Source organism: Pseudomonas sp. ADAK18 (assembly GCF_012935695.1).
In the GTDB taxonomy this organism is placed as follows: domain Bacteria; phylum Pseudomonadota; class Gammaproteobacteria; order Pseudomonadales; family Pseudomonadaceae; genus Aquipseudomonas.
In genome coordinates this window covers 6,146,109-6,165,121 of sequence record NZ_CP052859.1, presented here as the reverse complement: position 1 = coordinate 6,165,121, position 19,013 = coordinate 6,146,109, and the positions used below count along the sequence as shown (strand labels likewise).

The following is a 19,013-nucleotide window of genomic DNA, read 5'->3' as shown; positions in this document are numbered from 1 at the left end:
CTGCGCAGCAGTCCCATTTTTGGGGCCGCTTCGCGACCCAACGGGAGCAAGCCCCCTCGCCACAGGTTCAGTGCTCGCTTAACTGACTGGCATTAGGCATAAGCCGGGCGTTTTTATTGGGCGACGATCACTCGTGATACTGCGCCGACAACTCATGCACCGCCCGCAGGAACGCACCTGCGTGCTCCGGATCCACTTCCGGGGTGATGCCATGGCCGAGGTTGAAGACATGGCCACTGCCTTTGCCATAACTGGCGAGGATACGGCCGACTTCAGTGCGAATGGCTTCTGGCTTGGCGTACAGCACGGTCGGGTCCATGTTGCCTTGCAGCGCAACCTTGTTGCCCACGCGACGACGGGCTTCACCGAGGTCGCAGGTCCAGTCCAGGCCCAATGCATCAGCGCCCGCATCGGCGATGCTTTCCAGCCACAGGCCACCGCCCTTGGTGAACATGATGACCGGCACTTTGCGGCCCTCGTGTTCGCGGATCAGGCCGCTGACGATTTTGCGCATGTAGGCCAGGGAAAACTCCTGATACGCCGCCGCCGACAGGTTGCCGCCCCAGGTGTCGAAGATCTGCACTGCCTGGGCGCCGGCCATGATCTGGCCATTGAGGTAGGACGTGACCGACTGCGCCAGCTTGTCCAGCAGCAGGTGCATGGCTTGCGGGTTGTCGTAGAGCATGGCCTTGGTCTTGCGGAAGTCTTTCGACGAACCGCCTTCGACCATGTAGGTGGCCAGGGTCCATGGGCTGCCAGAGAAGCCGATCAGCGGCACGCGGCCATTGAGCTCGCGGCGGATGGTGCTGACGGCGTCCATGACGTAGCCCAGGTCCTTGTGGGGATCGGGGATCGGCAGGGCTTCGATGTCGGCCAGGGTGCTGACGACTTTCTTGAAACGCGGGCCTTCGCCGGTTTCAAAGTACAGGCCTTGGCCCATGGCGTCAGGGATGGTCAGGATATCGGAGAAGAGGATGGCCGCATCCAGCTGTGGATAGCGGTCCAGCGGTTGCATCGTGACTTCGCAGGCGAACGCAGGATTCATGCACAGGCTCATGAAGTCGCCGGCGTGGGCGCGACTGGCGCGGTATTCCGGCAGGTAGCGACCGGCTTGGCGCATCATCCATACAGGGGTGACGTCCACGGGTTGCTTGAGCAGGGCACGAAGGAAACGGTCGTTCTTGAGGGCAGTCATGTCGGCATCCGCAAAAAAAGTGCGGGCATTTTCTCAGAGCGCGACGCAAAAGGCACGGCAAGAGCCGTGCCTTTTGTCTATCGGGTCAATTTGTCGCGGTGTCTTGAATACACCGAAACCAATGTGGGAGCGGGCTTGCTCGCGAATGCGGTGGGTCAGTCGACACATCTGGTGACTGAAACAGCGCTTTCGCGAGCAAGCCCGCTCCCACATTTTGATCCCATTCCAGTCAGGGATTGGGATCAGACCTGCAGGTAATCCAGGATCCCTTCCGCAGCATTACGCCCTTCGAAGATCGCGGTTACCACCAGATCAGAACCGCGAACCATGTCGCCACCGGCGAAGATTTTCGGGTTGCTGGTCTGGTGTTTGTACTGGCCTTGTTCCGGGGCTACAACGCGGCCCTGGCTGTCGGTCTGGATCTCGAACTGCTCGAACCAAGGCGCCGGGCTTGGGCGGAAACCGAAGGCGATGACCACAGCATCAGCTGGGATGATCTCTTCGGAACCCGGGATCGGCTCTGGGCTGCGACGGCCACGGGCGTCCGGTTCGCCGAGACGGGTCTCGACCACTTTCACGCCTTCAACGCGATCTTCGCCAACAATGGCAATCGGCTGGCGGTTGTAGAGGAATTTCACGCCTTCTTCCTTGGCGTTCTTCACCTCTTTGCGCGAACCCGGCATGTTGGCTTCGTCACGACGATAAGCACAGGTCACCGACTTGGCGCCCTGGCGAATCGAAGTCCGGTTGCAGTCCATCGCGGTGTCACCACCGCCCAGCACCACGACCTTCTTGCCTTTCATGTCGACGAAGTCTTCCGGCGACTTTTCAAAGCCCAGGTTGCGGTTGACGTTGGCGATCAGGAAGTCCAAAGCGTCATACACGCCCGGCAGGTCCTCACCGGCAAAGCCGCCCTTCATATAGGTGTAAGTGCCCATGCCCATGAACACAGCATCGTATTCTTCGAGCAGTTGCTCCATGGTCACGTCTTTACCGATCTCGGTATTGAGACGGAACTCGATGCCCATGCCAGTGAAGACTTCACGACGATGGCTCAGCACGGTCTTTTCCAGCTTGAACTCGGGGATGCCGAAGGTCAGCAGGCCACCGATTTCCGGGTTCTTATCGAACACCACCGGAGTCACGCCGCCACGCACCAGCACGTCGGCACAGCCCAGGCCAGCAGGCCCGGCACCGATGATTGCCACGCGCTTGCCGGTCGGTTTGACCTTGGACATGTCCGGGCGCCAGCCCATGGCGAACGCGGTGTCGGTGATGTACTTCTCCACCGAACCGATGGTCACCGCACCAAAACCGTCGTTAAGGGTGCAAGCGCCCTCGCACAGACGATCCTGTGGGCACACCCGACCGCAGACTTCTGGCAAGGTGTTGGTCTGGTGCGACAGCTCGGCGGCGGCGAGGATGTTGCCCTCGGCCACCAATTTCAGCCAGTTGGGAATGAAGTTGTGCACCGGGCACTTCCATTCGCAATACGGGTTACCGCACCCCAGGCAGCGGTGAGCCTGGTCGGCCGAGTGTTGGGGTTTGAAGGGTTCGTAGATTTCCACGAACTCTTTCTTGCGTTGACGCAACAGTTTCTTCTTCGGATCTTTGCGCCCGACATCGATGAACTGGAAGTCGTTATTCAGACGTTCAGCCATGTTAAAACCTCATCAAACTCTTCAGGCGCATATCACTGCGGATTGGCACGGATGCTGGAAAGCAACGATTTCAGGTTGGCAGCCTTGGGCTTGACCAGCCAGAAACGACGCAGGTAGTCATCGAGGTTTTCAGCGAGGTTACGACCCCATTCGCTGTTGGTTTCCTCGACATATTCGTCCAGCACATGCTGCAAGTGGTTGCGATAGGATTCCATCGCTTCGCCGCTGATCCGCTGGATCTCGACCAACTCATGGTTGACCTTGTCGACGAAGGTGTTGTCCTGGTCCAGCACATAGGCGAAACCGCCAGTCATGCCCGAACCGAAGTTGTAGCCAGTCTTGCCCAGCACCGCGACAAAACCACCGGTCATGTACTCGCAGCAGTGGTCGCCTGTGCCTTCCACAACTGTGTGAGCACCGGAGTTACGCACCGCGAAACGCTCACCGGCAGTACCGGCCGCAAACAACTTGCCGCCGGTTGCGCCATACAGGCAGGTGTTGCCGATGATCGCACTGTCTTGAGTCTTGTAGACGCTGCCCACCGGCGGAACGATCACCAGCTTGCCGCCAGTCATGCCCTTGCCCACGTAGTCGTTGGCGTCGCCTTCCAGGTACATGCTCAGGCCTCCGGCGTTCCACACACCGAAGCTCTGGCCCGCAGTGCCCTTGAAGCGGAAGGTGATTGGCGCCTTGGCCATGCCTTGGTTGCCGTGCTTGCGCGCGATTTCGCCGGAGATCCGTGCGCCGATGGAACGGTCGCAGTTGCAGATATCCAGGGCAAACTCACCACCGCTGGCGTCGTTGATCGACGAGATAGCCATCTCAACCATCTTCTCGGCCAGCAAGCCTTTGTCGAACGGCGGGTTGCGCTCCACCTGGCAGAATTGTGGCTTGTCTGCCGGGATGTGATCACTGCCCAACAGCGGCGTCAGGTCCAGGTGTTGTTGCTTGGCAGTCTGGCCTTCGAGAATGTCCAGCAGATCGGTACGACCGATCAGCTCTTCGAGGGAACGCACGCCCAGCTTGGCCAGCCACTCACGGGTTTCTTCGGCGACGTAGGTGAAGAAGTTCACCACCATGTCGACGGTACCGATGTAGTGATCCTTGCGCAGCTTCTCGTTCTGGGTGGCCACGCCGGTGGCGCAGTTGTTCAGGTGGCAGATGCGCAGGTATTTGCAGCCCAGGGCGATCATTGGCGCGGTGCCGAAGCCGAAGCTTTCAGCGCCGAGGATCGCAGCCTTGATCACGTCGAGGCCGGTTTTCAGGCCGCCGTCGGTTTGTACCCGGACTTTGCCGCGCAGGTCGTTGCCGCGCAGGGTCTGGTGAGTTTCAGCCAGGCCCAATTCCCACGGCGCGCCGGCGTATTTGATGGAGGTCAGCGGCGATGCGCCGGTGCCGCCGTCGTAGCCGGAGATGGTGATCAGGTCGGCATAGGCCTTGGCCACACCGGCGGCGATGGTGCCGACGCCGGCTTCTGCCACCAGTTTCACCGAGACCAGGGCCTGCGGGTTGACCTGCTTCAAGTCGAAAATCAGCTGCGACAAATCCTCGATGGAGTAGATGTCGTGGTGCGGCGGAGGCGAAATCAGGGTCACGCCCGGCACTGCGTAACGCAGCTTGGCGATCAAACCGTTGACCTTGCCGCCTGGCAGTTGGCCGCCTTCACCGGGCTTGGCACCCTGGGCCACCTTGATCTGCAGCACTTCGGCGTTGACCAGGTATTCCGGGGTCACGCCAAAGCGGCCAGTGGCGACCTGCTTGATTTTCGAGCTTTTGATGGTGCCGTAACGCGCCGGGTCTTCACCGCCTTCGCCGGAGTTGGAACGCGCACCCAGGCGGTTCATGGCTTCGGCCAGGGCTTCGTGAGCCTCGGGCGACAGCGCCCCCAGGGAAATACCGGCGGAGTCGAAACGCTTGAGGATCGATTCCAGTGGTTCGATCTCGCTGATGGCCAGCGGCGTGTCCAGGGTTTTCACCTTGAACAAATCGCGAATCATCGACACCGGACGGTTATCCACCAGTGCGGTGTATTCCTTGAACTTGGCGTAGTCGCCCTGCTGCACAGCGGCTTGCAGGGTGCTGACCACGTCCGGGTTGTAGGCGTGGTATTCGCCACCGTGGACGAACTTCAGCAGGCCGCCTTGCTGGATCGGCTTGCGCGCGCTCCAGGCTTCGGCGGCCAGGGCTTTCTGTTCGGCTTCGATGTCGACGAAGCGTGCGCCCTTGATGCGGCTCGGCACACCACGGAAGCTCATGTCGCAGACTTCTTCCGACAGGCCGATGGCTTCGAACAGTTGCGCACCGCGATAGGACGTAACGGTGGAGATGCCCATCTTCGACAGGATCTTCAGCAGGCCCTTGGTGATGCCTTTACGGTAGTTCTTGAACACCTCGTAGAGGTCGCCCAGCACTTCACCGGTACGGATCAGGTCGCCCAACACTTCGTAAGCCAGGAACGGGTACACCGCCGAAGCGCCGAAGCCGATCAACACCGCAAAGTGGTGCGGGTCGCGGGCAGTGGCGGTTTCAACGAGGATGTTGGAGTCGCAACGCAGGCCTTTTTCGGTCAGGCGGTGGTGCACCGCGCCGGTGGCCAGCGAGGCGTGGATCGGCAACTTGCCTGGCGCGATGTGACGGTCGGTCAGCACGATCTGGGTACGACCGGCACGCACGGCTTCTTCAGCCTGATCGGCGACGTTACGCACAGCGGCTTCCAGGCCGAGGCTCTCGTCGTAGTTCAGGTCGATGATCTGCCGGTCGAAGCCTGGACGGTCCAGTGTCATCAACGAACGCCACTTGGCCGGGGAAATGACCGGCGAGCTGAGGATCACGCGAGAAGCATGTTCTGGCGATTCCTGGAAGATGTTGCGCTCGGCACCGAGGCACACTTCCAGCGACATCACGATGGCTTCGCGCAGCGGGTCGATCGGCGGGTTGGTCACCTGGGCGAACTGCTGGCGGAAATAGTCGTACGGCGTGCGCACACGCTGAGACAGCACGGCCATTGGCGTGTCATCGCCCATGGAGCCGACGGCCTCGTAACCTTGCTCGCCCAGTGGACGCAGCACCTGGTCACGCTCTTCGAAGGTGACCTGGTACATCTTCATGTACTGCTTGAGCTGGTCAACGTCATAGAAAGCCGAGCCGTGGTCGTTGTCTTCCATGGTCGCCTGGATACGCAGGGCGTTCTTGCGCAGCCATTGCTTGTACGGGTGACGCGACTTCAAGCGGTTGTCGATCGCATCGGTATCGAGGATCTGCCCGGTTTCGGTGTCCACGGCCAGGATCTGGCCAGGGCCTACGCGGCCTTTGGCAATAACGTCTTCGGGCTGGTAGTTCCAGACCCCGATTTCCGACGCCAGGGTGATGAAACCGTTGGTGGTGGTGACCCAACGCGCCGGGCGCAGACCATTACGGTCGAGCAGGCACACGGCGTAGCGACCATCGGTCATTACCACACCGGCCGGGCCGTCCCACGGTTCCATGTGCATCGAGTTGTACTCATAGAACGCCCGCAGATCGGGGTCCATGGTCTCGACGTTCTGCCACGCAGGCGGAATGATCATGCGCACGCCACGGAACAGGTCGATGCCGCCGGTGACCATCAGCTCAAGCATGTTGTCCATGCTGGAAGAGTCGGAACCCACGCGGTTGACCAGCGGGCCGAGCTCTTCCAGGTCCATCAAATCGTTGGCGAACTTGGTGCGACGGGCTACCGCCCAGTTGCGGTTGCCGGTGATGGTGTTGATCTCGCCGTTATGGGCGAGGAAGCGGAATGGCTGGGCCAGCGGCCATTTCGGCAGGGTGTTGGTGGAGAAGCGCTGGTGGAACACGCAGATCGCGGTTTGCAGGCGCTCGTCTTTAAGGTCTGGATAGAAGGCGGTCAAGTCCGCCGGCATCATCAGGCCTTTATAAATGATGGTCTTGTGGGAAAAGCTGCAGATGTAGTGGTCGGTATCCAAGGCGTTGGCCACGGACGAGCGACGACGGGAGGTGAACAGCTTTATCGCCATGTCCTGATCGCTCAGGCCATCGCCTGCGATAAACACTTGTTCGATCTGCGGCAAGCGCTCCAGGGCCAGGCGGCCGAGGACACTGGTGTCGATCGGCACTTTGCGCCAGCCGACGAGCGTAAGGCCTGCGGCCAGGATCTCGCGGTTCATGTTCTCGCGAGCGGCTTCGGCTTTGACCGGGTCCTGGTTGAAAAACACCATCCCCACGGCGTATTGCTTGGGTAAATCGGCGCCGAAATGCTCTTTGGCAACGGCACGCAGGAACTGGTCGGGCTTTTGAATCAGCAAGCCACAACCGTCACCGGTCTTGCCGTCGGCGTTGATCCCACCGCGGTGGGTCATGCAGGTCAGGGCCTCGATGGCCGTTTGCAAAAGGGTATGACTGGGCTCGCCCTGCATATGGGCTATCAGGCCGAAACCGCAGTTATCCTTGAATTCATCGGGTTGGTACAGACCTGCTTTCATAGACACTTTCTCACCAGGCTGCCTCTTTTTATGAGGCAAATTTCTTTTCAATTCAACCGGTTACCTTCCACGCCGAACGTACGCCGGCTTAGCGGGGGCAAAAGGGAGGTCATTGTACACACCGACACAGACGCTCACAAATTTAGCGACGAAATGTCGCAAATCTATGTCGCATTTATGAAAGGTTTAAAGCGATATGCTGTGCTAGTCAAAACTTTTTTAATTCTGACTGCTACGACTCAAAAGCGACGTGCGCGGACACCACAAAGCGCGCGGCCTGGAAGGCAGCACGCACTTGCGGATTTTTTTGAGGTGCCGGGAGAGGCGGCCTGGGTAAGGCCGCCGAATCTTCAGCGAGTTGCTGCCAGTTCCTGTTGGACGCTGGCGACAGTGCGAGGCCAAGGTTTACCAGCCTGAACCTTCGCTGGCAAGGCCTTGATAGCGGTATCGGCTGCTGCACGGCTAGGGAAGTTGCCGTAAGTGATCACGTAAAGCGGCTTGCCGTTGAGGACTTTCTTGAAATAACGGTACTCGCCGCCCTGCTCTTTCACGAAGCTCTGAGCGTTGGCTTCGGAGCTGGTGCCGAGGATCTGCACCACGTAGTGACCCGCTGGCTGGCTGGTGTACCAACTGCCGCCGGTAGCACCCGCTTTTGCGACGGTGACCGGCTTTTCAACCGGTTTGGCCACTGGAGTCGGTTTGGCCACAGGTGCCGGAGCAGGCTTGGCGACAGGCGCTGGCTTGGCAGTGGCGACCTGGACAGGTGCCGGGGTCGGTTTGGCCGCTGGTGTCGGCGCAGGGCCTGCTGGAATGCCGGCAGGTGGCGCGGTGGTGGTAACGGTCGGCGGTGTAGCACTGGAGCCTTCCACCGGCACACCGTCGTCACCTTCAGAGATACCACCAGCTGCTTCGGCCAATGGGCCACGCATGACGGGTTGGCCAACCATCGGCAGGTTGGTGGGTTGGCCGGAGTTGGCAAACTCGACGTTAGGGGTTGGCTTGCCCAATGGCAACTGCGCTTGTTCGGTTGGCGCGCCGGTGGCCGGTGCCTTGCTGCGACCCGGGATCAACCAGGCGGCGGCAACGGCAACTACGACAACTGCAGAAATCGCCAATACGTGTTTCTTCGGCATGGTGAACCCCATCTTTGGACGCTTCACCGCTGAGCGGCTGGCAATCATGGCTTCGATCATGGCATCCCGGGCGACCTGGTTGATGGTGCCAGGCCAGCCGTCGGAGCTTTCGTGAATATCAGAGATCTGCGCAGCGGAGAAAAGTTCGATGCCCTGGCCGGCACCTTCAAGACGCTGGGCCAGGTATTCGCGAGTTTCTTCCTCTTCGTAAGGCTGCAACTCAATGACGTGGAAGCGCTCTTCCTCACCACTGAGCTGCTCAAGCTCGGCAATCAGCGACGATTCGCCGAACAGGAATACGTGCGGGCGACCTTCAGGCGTACCCGCAGCCAGCGCCAGCAGCGCTTCAAGGGCGGACTCGTCGAGCTGCTCGGCGTCGTCCACCAGCAAGTAGACTTCCTGGCCGGTCAGGCCCAGTTGTACCACTTGCTTGAGGATCGCGTTCGGCTCGGCATTGGCCACGTCCAGCGCCTGGGCGACCTGGCGCAATACGCCCGCCGCATCACCGGCGCCACGGGCCGAAACCACCACGCTTTGTACCGACTGCTTGTTGGTACTGGCGACAAGCGCCTGGCGCAGCAACGTCTTGCCACTGCCCAGAGGGCCTGTGACCACCAGCAGCAACTGGCTGTAGCGTGCCAGGTGGTGCAACTGGCCCAACACCGGCTTGCGTTGCGCAGGGAAGAATTTGAAACCAGGCACCCGTGGAGCAAAAGGGTCATGGTTTAACTGGAAATGGCCGAGGAAGGCCTCGTCGGCATGCAAACTAGTCATCGGGATCTTATTAACCTTTGAGCTGGGCCAGGGCGCGGTAGTCCGCTCCCAGCGTGGCCTGTAAAATCTCTTTCGGATAATCGTCGGTCACTACCGCTTCGCCCATTCGGCGCAACAGCACCAGTCGCAGTCGACCGTCGATCACTTTCTTGTCTATCGCCATGTGTTCGAGAAAATCAGCCTCAGTCATCTCCTCAGGAGGAATGACCGGCAAACCGGCGCGCTGGAACAGGCGGATACCGCGATCCCGCTCCTGGGTACTGATCCAGCCCAGGCGTTGCGACATCTCCAACGCCATCACTGTGCCAGCCGCTACAGCTTCCCCATGCAACCACACACCATAGCCCATGTGCGTTTCGATCGCATGGCCGAAGGTGTGGCCCAGGTTCAGGGTGGCGCGTACGCCGGACTCCCGTTCGTCGGCATTGACCACCAACGCCTTGGCGGCGCAGGAGCGGGAAATGGCTTCAGTCAACGCCACTTGGTCCAGGGCACGCAGGGCATCGACGTGCTCTTCCAGCCAGGTAAGGAACGGTTCGTCGCAGATCAGCCCGTACTTGATGACTTCCGCCAAGCCCGCCGACAGCTCGCGGGGCGGCAAAGTATTGAGGGTGGCGGTGTCGATCAGCACCACGTTGGGCTGATAGAACGCACCGACCATGTTCTTGCCTAGCGGGTGGTTGATACCGGTCTTGCCGCCTACCGAGGAGTCGACCTGGGACAACAGGGTGGTGGGCACCTGGATAAAGTCCACGCCGCGCTGGTAACAAGCCGCCGCGAAACCCGCCATATCGCCAATGACACCGCCGCCGAGCGCAACCACAGTGGTGCGACGGTCGTGACGGGCAGTCAGCAGGCCATCAAAGATCAGTTGCAGGGTTTCCCAGTTCTTAAAGGCCTCGCCATCGGGTAACACCACCGAAATAACGGAAAACGCCTCAAGGCTGCGGCTCAGACGCTCAAGATAAAGCGGCGCCACCGTCTCGTTGGAGATAATCGCCACTTGTCGCCCGGCAATATGCGGTGCGAGCAACTCGGGCTGGTCCAACAAACCTTCGCCAATATGGATCGGGTAGCTGCGCTCGCCTAGATCGACCTTAAGTGTCTGCATGTGTCCCCGCGTTGAAGATGGAAGCAGGTGTCCTGCCCTACATTTACGTTTGTCGGCAACGTCGAGATCTGACGCCGCCTGATGGCTCTACGCCACAACTCTGACGGCCATGGCGCGACGCCGAGGATAGCGCATTTCGAGCCAGGCTTTAACGGGGGGGCAGCCGCTGTAAGCGTTCCAGAATGTCGAGTACCACCATTCGAGGTGGCCGTTCATCGGTTTCCACCACCAGATCGGCGATTTCCCGATACAGCGGATCCCGCAGCGCCAGCAGATCCCGCAGGGTTTTCGCCGGGTCCGCCGTACGCAGCAATGGACGATTGCGATCACGGGCTGTGCGACCGACCTGTTGCTCAACCGACGCATGCAGATAGACCACCCGACCGCCGGCATGCAGCGCACGACGGTTTTCATCGCGCATCACCGCGCCACCACCTGTGGCCAATACCACACCATCGCAGCCACACAGCTCGGCAATCATTGCCTGCTCACGGTCACGAAAGCCCAGTTCGCCTTCCTTATCGAAGATCCACGGGATATTGGCGCCCGTGCGCAATTCAATTTCCTTATCGGAGTCTTTGAATGGCAGGCGCAGCTCTTTGGCCAGCAAACGGCCGATGGTGCTTTTTCCAGCCCCCATCGGTCCAACAAGAATCAAATTTCGCACAGAATCAACGACTCACAGCAATCGCCTGGTTATTCATAATACGCGGAGTCAGGAACACCAGCAGCTCGGATTTTTTCTCCGAAACCACATCCCGCCGGAAAAGGCGGCCAAGATACGGCAGATCGCCAAAAAATGGCACTTTATCTACCACCTTGCTCTGAGTATTGGAAAAAACCCCGCCGATGACGATGGTCTCACCATCCTTAACCAGCACCTTGGCGTTGACTTCATTTTTCTTGATCGGCGGCACGTCATTGAGCTTGTTCAGGTAGTCGGGCTCATCCTTGGTGACCTTGACCTCCATGATCACCCGGTCATCCGGGGTAATTTGCGGCGTGACCTCCAGGGACAACGAGGCCTCCTTGAACGACACTGACGTGGCGCCGCTGGAACTGGATTCCTGGTAGGGAATCTCGGTGCCCTTAAGAATTCGAGCGGTTTCCTTGTCAGAAGTGACCACCTTGGGCTGCGAGACAATTTCGCCGTTGCCGGTTTTCTCCATGGCGGTCAGCTCCAGGTCCAGCAGGATGTTGTCGGTGATAAAGGCGATGCCCAAGCCTGACGTGCCGTTGATAGCACCCAAGTCAACAAAGGGTGAGCTCGGGAGATTCTCCGGTAGTTCTGCCCCTTCGGCCGCGGGCTTATTGATCCCGCCAGCGCTCCAATTACCCCGGTTGAGCCGCCCGCCCCAACGCACCCCCAGGCTTTTGTCGTAATCGACATTGGCCTCGACAATCCGCGCCTCGATCATCACCTGGCGCACCGGAATATCCAGTTGCGCTACGATCCGCCGCAATTCGTCCAAGCGTTCCTGGGTCTGGTAGGCGATGATATTGTTGGTCCGGTCATCCACCGCTACCGAACCTCGCTCTTCGGTAGCGCCCTCAACGTCCGTCACCGACTGGAACAGTTTGGCAAGGTCAGAAGCCTTGGCGTAGTTCACCTGGAGCAACTCGCGGCGCAACGGTGTCAGCTCGGCCACCTGTTTGCGCGACTCCAGAACCAGCAGCTCACGTGCCGCCAGCTCTTCGGCGGGTGCGACCAGTAGCACGTTGGCGGTCACGCGCTTGCCCAACCCCTTTGTCTGCAACACCAGATCCAGAGCCTGATCCCAAGGCACGTCCTTGAGACGCAACGTAATCGAACCTTGCACCTCATCACTGGCCACCAGGTTCAGGCCGGCAACGTCGGCAATCTGCTGCAAGACGACACGCACTTCGATGTTCTGGAAATTAAGGCTCAACTTATCGCCACTGAACGCAGCACGCTCGGTATTGAGTGGCGCACCGCCAGGCGGCGGCAGGTGAATCAGATCGACCCGATTGGGCACAGCCTTGGCCATCGGTGCTATGAACGCTATCCATAGCGCCACACCGAAGGACGAAAAAGTCCGTTTCATTGTTTGATTCCGTTATGAGTGCACGTTCAGGGCAAGGGTTCGCGAGCGTTCCAGCCACGCGCCCTCGCCATCCGGGAAGAGCTCGACAAGCTCAATGTGTGAGTCATGAATGGCCGTCACCTGTCCGTGATCCGCCCCCAGGTAATCGCCCACCGCAAGGCGATGTACCGCCGTAGCACCACGCAACAGGGCAAAGGTTTGCCCCCCACGGGACAAGGTACCGACCATTTCGAATTGCTCGATGGCAAAACCTTCCAGAAACCCTCGCAGACGCTCGGGATCAGGCCTGAGAGCCGAGCGCCCTGTAGCACGCTCGACCTGTCGAGACGGCGGCTGGAAAGGATCACGCAAGGACGCCGGATCGTAGACAAAACGTTGGCGGCTAATAGGCTGCGGCACCGCCTCCATGGGCACCGGCGGCCGTTGGCGAATCTCGCGCAACTGAGCCTCCAACGCCTGCACATCACCACCACCGCCGCAACCGACCAGCGATACCACGCCAAAGGCCAGGAACACACCCTTGACGCGGCTCATGGCAATAACCCCTGTTCGTTGTAGCGATAGGTCTTGGCCAGCAGCTCAAGCCGTAATAACCGCCCCGCCTGAGGATTGGCCGGCCTGATGGCCAAGTCATGCAAGGTAATAACCCTCGGCAATCCGGCCAAGGCGCTGATGAACGTCGCCAGGTCGTGATAGGCGCCGGTAACGCCAATCTGCAAAGGCAACTCGACGTAAAGCGGCTGAACCCGCTCGTCCAGCAGCTTGATGCCCTCGAATGCCAAGCCGTTGGCCATGCCCAGCCGAGTAATGTCTTCAAGCAGGCCCGGCACTTCAGTATCGGTTGGTAACTGCTGCAACAGCTTGGCGAACGCCTCCTGCATGCCCTGGATCTGGAGGGTATAGGCTTCAAGATTGCCGGCGAGGGTCGACTTCAGGGCAAATTGCTGTAGCAAGACCGCTTCCTGTGCCTCTTGCTGGTGTAACTTCTCCCGCGAAGTGCTCAGGTAGAAGACGTCAGCCAACACCAGCAACACGCAGATCAGCCCGCCCCCCAACAGCGCTTTCCTAGGCAAGGACCAGTTCGCGGCGTTGCGGTAAAGCGTAGCGAATTCGAGTTCTGCCAGCCTTGGCAGGCTTGTTGACAGGTTCATTGCAGCGCCTCGGCAGACGCTCTTTGGCGAACCATCAACTGGAAACCATTGCCGCCGCCCTCGTCGTCGGCCTGCACATGCTGCAGCCGAGGTGCCTGCAAGTCATTACTCGCCTCAAGGCCGCGCAGCAGCCGGGCAATGTCCTGATTCGACTCGGCGCTACCTCGGACCCCGACATTGCCGCCCTCAACAATGACTTCGCGCAGTTGCACCCCATCCGGCACAGCACGGGCCAGTTGGTCGAACAGCAAGGCGCCAGCCGAGCGATCGGCTTGCAGCCCCTGGACGACCTTCATTCGTTCCACAAGCTGCAAGCGCTGCTCGCGCAGTTCATCGATGCTCTTGATCTGCGAATCAAGTGCCGTCACTGCTTTGCCCAAGTGACTGCTGCGGGCCATTTGCCGATCAATCGCCTGGTCGATCACCCGATCCGCCAGCCACACCGCCGCCAGCGCCACACCCGCCATCCCGAACAAAAACGTCAGGAAATATTGGCGTCGACGCTTGGCCCGCTCTTCGCGCCAAGGCAAAAGGTTAATGCGTGTCATCAATCGAAACTCCTCAGGGCCAAGCCGCAAGCAACTCCCATCCCTTGCACATCGTTGGCCCACTGCACACCATCGACTCGATGGCCTGGCGCGATGCTGTCGAAAGCCTGACCGCTGGCGCGGGCCAATGCAAACGCTTCGACATCCACTATCCGTGTCGCCAACCCCGCCAAGGCCAGCACGGCCTCACGGGCCTCGACCTGCTCCTTGAGACAGGCGACGAGCAGCACCTCGACGCGCTGGGGATCAAGGGCCGAGACGCCCTGAACCTGAAAGTCGATTGCCACCTCATCCAGTGGATAGGGAATGTACTGGTCTGCCTCCAGATTGATTCGGCGCACCATCTCATCATCATCGAGCCCCGCGTCCATCTCGATCACCCGAGTGATAACTGACGGCCCTGCCACCGCAACCGCTGCGCTTTTAAGGGATGTGCGGGCACGTGATAAAACCTTGGAAAGCGCCAGCCCCACAGCGTCAAGATCCACCAGTGTGCTGTCGATCACGGCATGGGCCGGCAGGTATTGGATGCCATAGGCCCGGACCGTGTAACCAGCACCTGAGCGCTCCAGCTCCACCAGCCTCACTGCGGCATCATTGATGTCGATACCCAGGACGGCATCGGTTTTTTGCGTGAAAAATCCCTTTCTCATAAAACTCCCCAAAACTTTCCCTGTCTTACGGCCTGACTGTCAGTCTGGATTGATGCATTCGGTCGGCTTGTTTGAGAGGCGCGAATGACGCCCCAAGTCGAAAAATGCTTTAATGCCCAGCGTTTTTTCCCGCTTTTTATCCGCAGGCCGGGTTGCTCCATCGTTTGTCGTGCATGCCCCGACGCCTAACTCATTCTTTTCTCTGGAAATCCAAAAGCCTTGATTCGTCTGCTGAAGTTTTTCGGGTACTCCATTGTCGCTATCGTCTGCGGGCTAATGCTCGTTCTCAGCGGGGCCTATCTCTACCTTAGTCCGGGATTGCCCTCGGTAGAGGCCCTGAGAAGTATCCAGTTGCAGATTCCTTTGCGGGTCTACAGCAGCGATGAAAAACTGATCGCGGAGTTCGGCGAAATGCGCCGCACCCCGATCCGTTTCGCCGACATTCCACCCAATTTCATCAACGCCCTGTTGTCGGCCGAAGACGACAACTTCGCCAATCACTATGGCGTCGACCCCAGCAGCCTGGTGCGTGCAGCCACTCAATTGGTAAAAAGCGGACACATTCAGTCCGGCGGCAGCACCATCACCATGCAGGTGGCGAAGAACTTCTTCCTCACCAGCGAGCGCAGTTTCTCCCGCAAGGCCACGGAAATTCTCCTGGCGCTGCAGATCGAGCGGCAACTGACCAAGGACGAGATCCTGGAGCTGTACGTCAACAAGATCTACCTGGGCAACCGTGCCTATGGGATCGAGGCGGCTTCGCAGGTGTACTACGGCAAGTCGATTCGCGACGCCAGCCTGGCGCAGATGGCCATGATTGCCGGCCTGCCTAAAGCCCCTTCACGCTTCAACCCCTTGGCCAACCCTGCGCGCAGCAAAGAGCGTCGCGACTGGATCCTGGGGCGCATGTATAAGTTGGGCAAGATCGACCAAGCCGCCTATGAAAGCGCCGTGGCCGAACCGCTGAACGCCAGCTATCACGTGCCGACACCTGAAGTGAACGCACCGTACATCGCCGAAATGGCCCGGGCCGAGATGGTTGGCCGCTATGGCAGCGAGGCCTACACCGAAGGTTTCCGTGTTACCACGACCATTCCGAGCAACTTGCAGGAAATCGCCAACCACTCGGTGCACGAAGGCCTGATCAGCTATGACCAGCGCCACGGCTACCGTGGCCCCGAATCACGCCTGCCGGGCAAAACCCTGAGCGCCTGGACCGTTGAGCTGGGTAAACAGCGTGCAATCAGCGGCCTCGAGCCGGCTATCGTCACCCAAGTGAAGAAAGATGGCGTGCAGGTACTGACCCGCACCGGTGAAGAGCATGTGTCGTGGGACAGCATGAAATGGGCCCGTCCATTCCTCAACACCAATAGCATGGGCCCGATGCCCAAGCAGCCGTCGGACGTGGCGCAGGTCGGTGACCTGATCCGCGTGCAGCGTCAGAAGGACGACAGCCTGAAATTCAGCCAGGTGCCAGTGGCACAAGGCGCCCTGGTGTCGCTGGATCCGCAAAACGGTGCGATTCGCGCCCTGGTAGGTGGTTTTGCCTTCGAGCAGAGCAACTACAACCGCGCAACCCAGGCCAAGCGCCAGCCAGGCTCCAGCTTCAAGCCATTCATCTATAGCGCAGCCCTGGATAACGGCTACACCGCCGCCAGCCTGGTCAACGATGCACCGATCGTGTTTGTCGACGAGTACCTGGACAAGGTCTGGCGACCAAAGAACGACACCAACACCTTCCTCGGCCCGATCCGGGTCCGTGAGGCGCTGTACAAGTCCCGCAACCTGGTATCGATCCGCCTGCTGCAAGCGATGGGCGTCGGCAAGACCATCGATTACATCACCCGCTTTGGCTTCAACAAGCAGGACCTGCCACCCAACCTGTCCCTGGCCCTGGGTACCGCAACCCTCACGCCGATGGAAATCGCCACGGGCTGGAGTACGTTTGCCAACGGCGGCTACAAGATCACGCCGTACCTGATCGACAAGATCGAAAGCCGCAACGGGGAAACGCTGTTCACCGCCAACCCGCCGCGCGTACCGGGTGACGTGGTCAATGGCATCGCAGCTACCGATGGCGTGGCAGCACCGACCAATGGCGGCATCACCATCGAACCAACGCCGGGTGCGACGCCGACCACTGGCGCACCCGCTACCCCACCGGCCCCGCAAGTGCCAGCAGTGGCCGAGCGTGTGGTGGACGGCCGCACCACGTATATCCTCAACAGCATCCTGGAAGACGTCATCAAGAAAGGCACCGGCCGTCGCGCCCTGGCCCTGGGCCGTACGGACCTGGCAGGCAAGACCGGTACCACCAACGAATCCAAGGACGCCTGGTTCTCCGGCTACAACGCCGACTACGTGACCACCGTCTGGACTGGCTACGACCAACCGGAAAGCCTCGGCCGTCGCGAATTTGGCGGCACTGTCGCGTTGCCGATCTGGATGAGCTACATGGGCGCGGCCCTCAAGGATATGCCACCCCACAGCCAGGCTGAGCCGGAAGGACTCCTCAGCCTGCGGGTCGACCCCGTCAGCGGCCGTGCCGCCGTACCGGGCACGCCGAATGCGTACTTCGAACTGTTCAAGAGCGAAGATACGCCGCCGTCGGTCAATGAGCTGGGTAATGGGGCTGTGCCGGGAAGTCCGCTGCCGGCAGATGAGGCCGCGCCGATCGATTTGTTCTGACCCCGACCTTAAGCCAACGAAGCCCAAAATGTGGGAGGGAGCAAGCCCCCTCCCACATTTGGATCTCCACAAGTCTTGAGCTAATCGCCACACAGCAAAAAGCCCCGACTCATTCGAGCCGGGGCTTTTTGTTGGTGCGCTACAACGGCTTAGCCGTTGAACACATCATCCACGCTTTTCAGCGGGTAGTTCTTCGGATACGGCAGGGTGGCAACGCCGGTCTCGATGGCGGCTTTAGCCACGGCATCGGAGATCACGGTGATCAGGCGGGCATCCATTGGCTTCGGAATGATGTACTCACGACCGAATTCCAGTTTGATACCGCCGTAGGCGTCGCACACTTCCTGAGGTACCGGCAGCTTGGCCAGTTCGCGCAAGGCGTTGGCGGCAGCGACTTTCATCTCTTCGTTGATGCGCTTGGCGCGAACGTCCAGGGCACCACGGAAGATGAACGGGAAGCCCAGTACGTTGTTGACCTGGTTCGGGTAGTCCGAACGGCCGGTGGCCATGATCACGTCATCACGGGTAGCGTGCGCCAGCGCCGGAGCAATTTCCGGATCCGGGTTGGAGCAAGCGAACACGATCGGGTTGGCCGCCATCAGCTTCAGGCCTTCGGCGCTCAGCAGGTTCGGGCCAGACAGGCCAACGAATACGTCAGCACCGTTCAGGGCGTCGTCCAGGGTACGTTTCTCGGACGGATGGGCAAACATGGCCTTGTACTGGTTCAGGTCGGTACGCTCGGACTGAATCACGCCCTTACTGTCGACCATGAAGATGTTTTCCAGCTTGGCGCCCATGCTCACGATCAGCTTCATGCAGGAGATGGCCGCAGCGCCAGCGCCCAGGCAGACGATCTTGGCTTCGCCGAGGGTTTTGCCAGCGATTTCCAAGGCGTTGATCATGCCGGCAGCGGTAACGATCGCGGTGCCGTGCTGGTCATCGTGGAATACCGGGATGTCGCACTGTTCGATCAAGGCCTTTTCGATCTCGAAGCACTCAGGCGCCTTGATGTCTTCCAGGTTGATGCCACCGAACGTGATGGAGATGCGTTTTACGGTGTCGATGAAAGCCTGCGGGCTTTCGGAGTCGACTTCGATGTCGAAAACGTCGATGCCGGCAAAACGCTTGAACAGCACGCCCTTACCTTCCATGACTGGCTTGGAAGCCAATGGGCCCAGGTTACCCAGGCCGAGAATCGCGGTGCCATCAGAAATCACTGCAACCAGATTGCCCTTGCCGGTGTACTTGTAGGCCAGCTCAGGGTCGCGGGCGATTTCACGCACGGGCTCGGCTACACCGGGGCTGTAGGCCAGCGACAGGTCGCGAGCGGTAGCAGTGGGTTTGGTGAGCTCGACACTCAGCTTTCCTGGACGAGGATTGGCGTGATATTCGAGAGCGGCAGTTTTCAAATCAGACATATCGGCATTCCGCTTTTACTGTTGGACGACGGACCGCCGAGGATACGCGTGTCGCAAAGTCCCTACAAGACTGGGCAGTCACAGGTGTCAAGGGCCCTACCCTACGACTTTTGGCCAAGAGCCGCGAGATACAAGGG

General features: G+C 59.9%; 12 protein-coding genes and 1 pseudogene. 1 reads left to right on the top strand and 12 read right to left on the bottom strand.

The genetic code is table 11. The annotated features are described in order from the left end of the window. Nucleotides 1–127: 127 nt before the first annotated feature. The 11 genes and pseudogenes from hemE to pilM form a co-directional block, all read right to left on the bottom strand. Nucleotides 128–1,195: a uroporphyrinogen decarboxylase gene (gene hemE / locus HKK55_RS27825; RefSeq protein WP_169357511.1), complete on the bottom strand. Its 1,068-nt coding sequence runs from the start codon at nucleotides 1,193–1,195 to the stop codon at nucleotides 128–130. Between the two features lie 242 nt (nucleotides 1,196–1,437). Further along, the gene (locus tag HKK55_RS27820) at nucleotides 1,438–2,856 is read right to left on the bottom strand and encodes an FAD-dependent oxidoreductase (RefSeq protein ID WP_003209353.1); all 1,419 of its coding nucleotides are present in this window, start codon (nucleotides 2,854–2,856) and stop codon (nucleotides 1,438–1,440) included. Between the two features lie 32 nt (nucleotides 2,857–2,888). After that, complete coding sequence (gene gltB, locus HKK55_RS27815) at nucleotides 2,889–7,334, bottom strand: glutamate synthase large subunit (RefSeq protein WP_169357510.1); 4,446 nt, start codon at nucleotides 7,332–7,334, stop codon at nucleotides 2,889–2,891. Between the two features lie 350 nt (nucleotides 7,335–7,684). Beyond that, nucleotides 7,685–9,241 carry an SPOR domain-containing protein gene (locus HKK55_RS27810; RefSeq protein WP_169357509.1) on the bottom strand — a complete coding sequence of 519 codons (1,557 nt, stop codon included), beginning with the start codon at nucleotides 9,239–9,241 and terminating at the stop codon, nucleotides 7,685–7,687. A 10-nt stretch (nucleotides 9,242–9,251) separates the two neighbouring features. Then, nucleotides 9,252–10,352, bottom strand: a complete 1,101-nt coding sequence (gene aroB, locus HKK55_RS27805; protein WP_169357508.1) for a 3-dehydroquinate synthase — start codon at nucleotides 10,350–10,352, stop codon at nucleotides 9,252–9,254. A gap of 148 nt (nucleotides 10,353–10,500) precedes the next feature. Continuing rightward, nucleotides 10,501–11,019 carry a shikimate kinase AroK gene (aroK, locus tag HKK55_RS27800; protein ID WP_003187914.1) on the bottom strand — a complete coding sequence of 173 codons (519 nt, stop codon included), beginning with the start codon at nucleotides 11,017–11,019 and terminating at the stop codon, nucleotides 10,501–10,503. A 4-nt stretch (nucleotides 11,020–11,023) separates the two neighbouring features. Continuing rightward, nucleotides 11,024–12,280: pseudogene (locus HKK55_RS27795) on the bottom strand (type IV pilus secretin PilQ); the annotation flags it as partial. A 150-nt stretch (nucleotides 12,281–12,430) separates the two neighbouring features. Beyond that, entirely contained in the window at nucleotides 12,431–12,952 is a 522-nt protein-coding gene (locus HKK55_RS27790) for a pilus assembly protein PilP (protein WP_169357507.1), read from the bottom strand. Then, nucleotides 12,949–13,569, bottom strand: coding sequence for a type 4a pilus biogenesis protein PilO (locus HKK55_RS27785; protein WP_169357506.1), 621 nt, complete (start codon nucleotides 13,567–13,569; stop codon nucleotides 12,949–12,951). The genes HKK55_RS27790 and HKK55_RS27785 overlap by 4 nt, the downstream gene beginning before the upstream one ends. After that, a complete protein-coding gene (locus HKK55_RS27780) occupies nucleotides 13,566–14,117 on the bottom strand; it encodes a PilN domain-containing protein (RefSeq protein ID WP_169357505.1) in 552 nt (183 codons plus the stop codon). The genes HKK55_RS27785 and HKK55_RS27780 overlap by 4 nt, the downstream gene beginning before the upstream one ends. Further along, nucleotides 14,117–14,770: a type IV pilus biogenesis protein PilM gene (gene pilM / locus HKK55_RS27775; protein ID WP_169357504.1), complete on the bottom strand. Its 654-nt coding sequence runs from the start codon at nucleotides 14,768–14,770 to the stop codon at nucleotides 14,117–14,119. The genes HKK55_RS27780 and pilM overlap by 1 nt, the downstream gene beginning before the upstream one ends. A gap of 219 nt (nucleotides 14,771–14,989) precedes the next feature. On the opposite strand from pilM, the gene HKK55_RS27770 reads away from it, so the two are divergent. Further along, entirely contained in the window at nucleotides 14,990–17,458 is a 2,469-nt protein-coding gene (locus tag HKK55_RS27770) for a penicillin-binding protein 1A (protein ID WP_169357503.1), read from the top strand. Between the two features lie 149 nt (nucleotides 17,459–17,607). On the opposite strand, the gene HKK55_RS27765 is transcribed toward HKK55_RS27770, so the two are convergent. After that, the gene (locus HKK55_RS27765) at nucleotides 17,608–18,876 is read right to left on the bottom strand and encodes a malic enzyme-like NAD(P)-binding protein (RefSeq protein WP_169357502.1); all 1,269 of its coding nucleotides are present in this window, start codon (nucleotides 18,874–18,876) and stop codon (nucleotides 17,608–17,610) included. Nucleotides 18,877–19,013: the final 137 nt, after the last annotated feature.

What these genes read in the sequence shown, in the direction of transcription:
- hemE (WP_169357511.1), bottom strand. Translation starts at nt 1,195, where the DNA reads ATGACTGCCCTCAAGAACGACCGTTTCCTTCGTGCCCTGCTCAAGCAA.
- HKK55_RS27820 (WP_003209353.1), bottom strand. Translation starts at nt 2,856, where the DNA reads ATGGCTGAACGTCTGAATAACGACTTCCAGTTCATCGATGTCGGGCGC.
- gltB (WP_169357510.1), bottom strand. Translation starts at nt 7,334, where the DNA reads ATGAAAGCAGGTCTGTACCAACCCGATGAATTCAAGGATAACTGCGGT.
- HKK55_RS27810 (WP_169357509.1), bottom strand. Translation starts at nt 9,241, where the DNA reads ATGACTAGTTTGCATGCCGACGAGGCCTTCCTCGGCCATTTCCAGTTA.
- aroB (WP_169357508.1), bottom strand. Translation starts at nt 10,352, where the DNA reads ATGCAGACACTTAAGGTCGATCTAGGCGAGCGCAGCTACCCGATCCAT.
- HKK55_RS27790 (WP_169357507.1), bottom strand. Translation starts at nt 12,952, where the DNA reads ATGAGCCGCGTCAAGGGTGTGTTCCTGGCCTTTGGCGTGGTATCGCTG.
- HKK55_RS27785 (WP_169357506.1), bottom strand. Translation starts at nt 13,569, where the DNA reads ATGAACCTGTCAACAAGCCTGCCAAGGCTGGCAGAACTCGAATTCGCT.
- HKK55_RS27780 (WP_169357505.1), bottom strand. Translation starts at nt 14,117, where the DNA reads ATGACACGCATTAACCTTTTGCCTTGGCGCGAAGAGCGGGCCAAGCGT.
- pilM (WP_169357504.1), bottom strand. Translation starts at nt 14,770, where the DNA reads ATGAGAAAGGGATTTTTCACGCAAAAAACCGATGCCGTCCTGGGTATC.
- HKK55_RS27765 (WP_169357502.1), bottom strand. Translation starts at nt 18,876, where the DNA reads ATGTCTGATTTGAAAACTGCCGCTCTCGAATATCACGCCAATCCTCGT.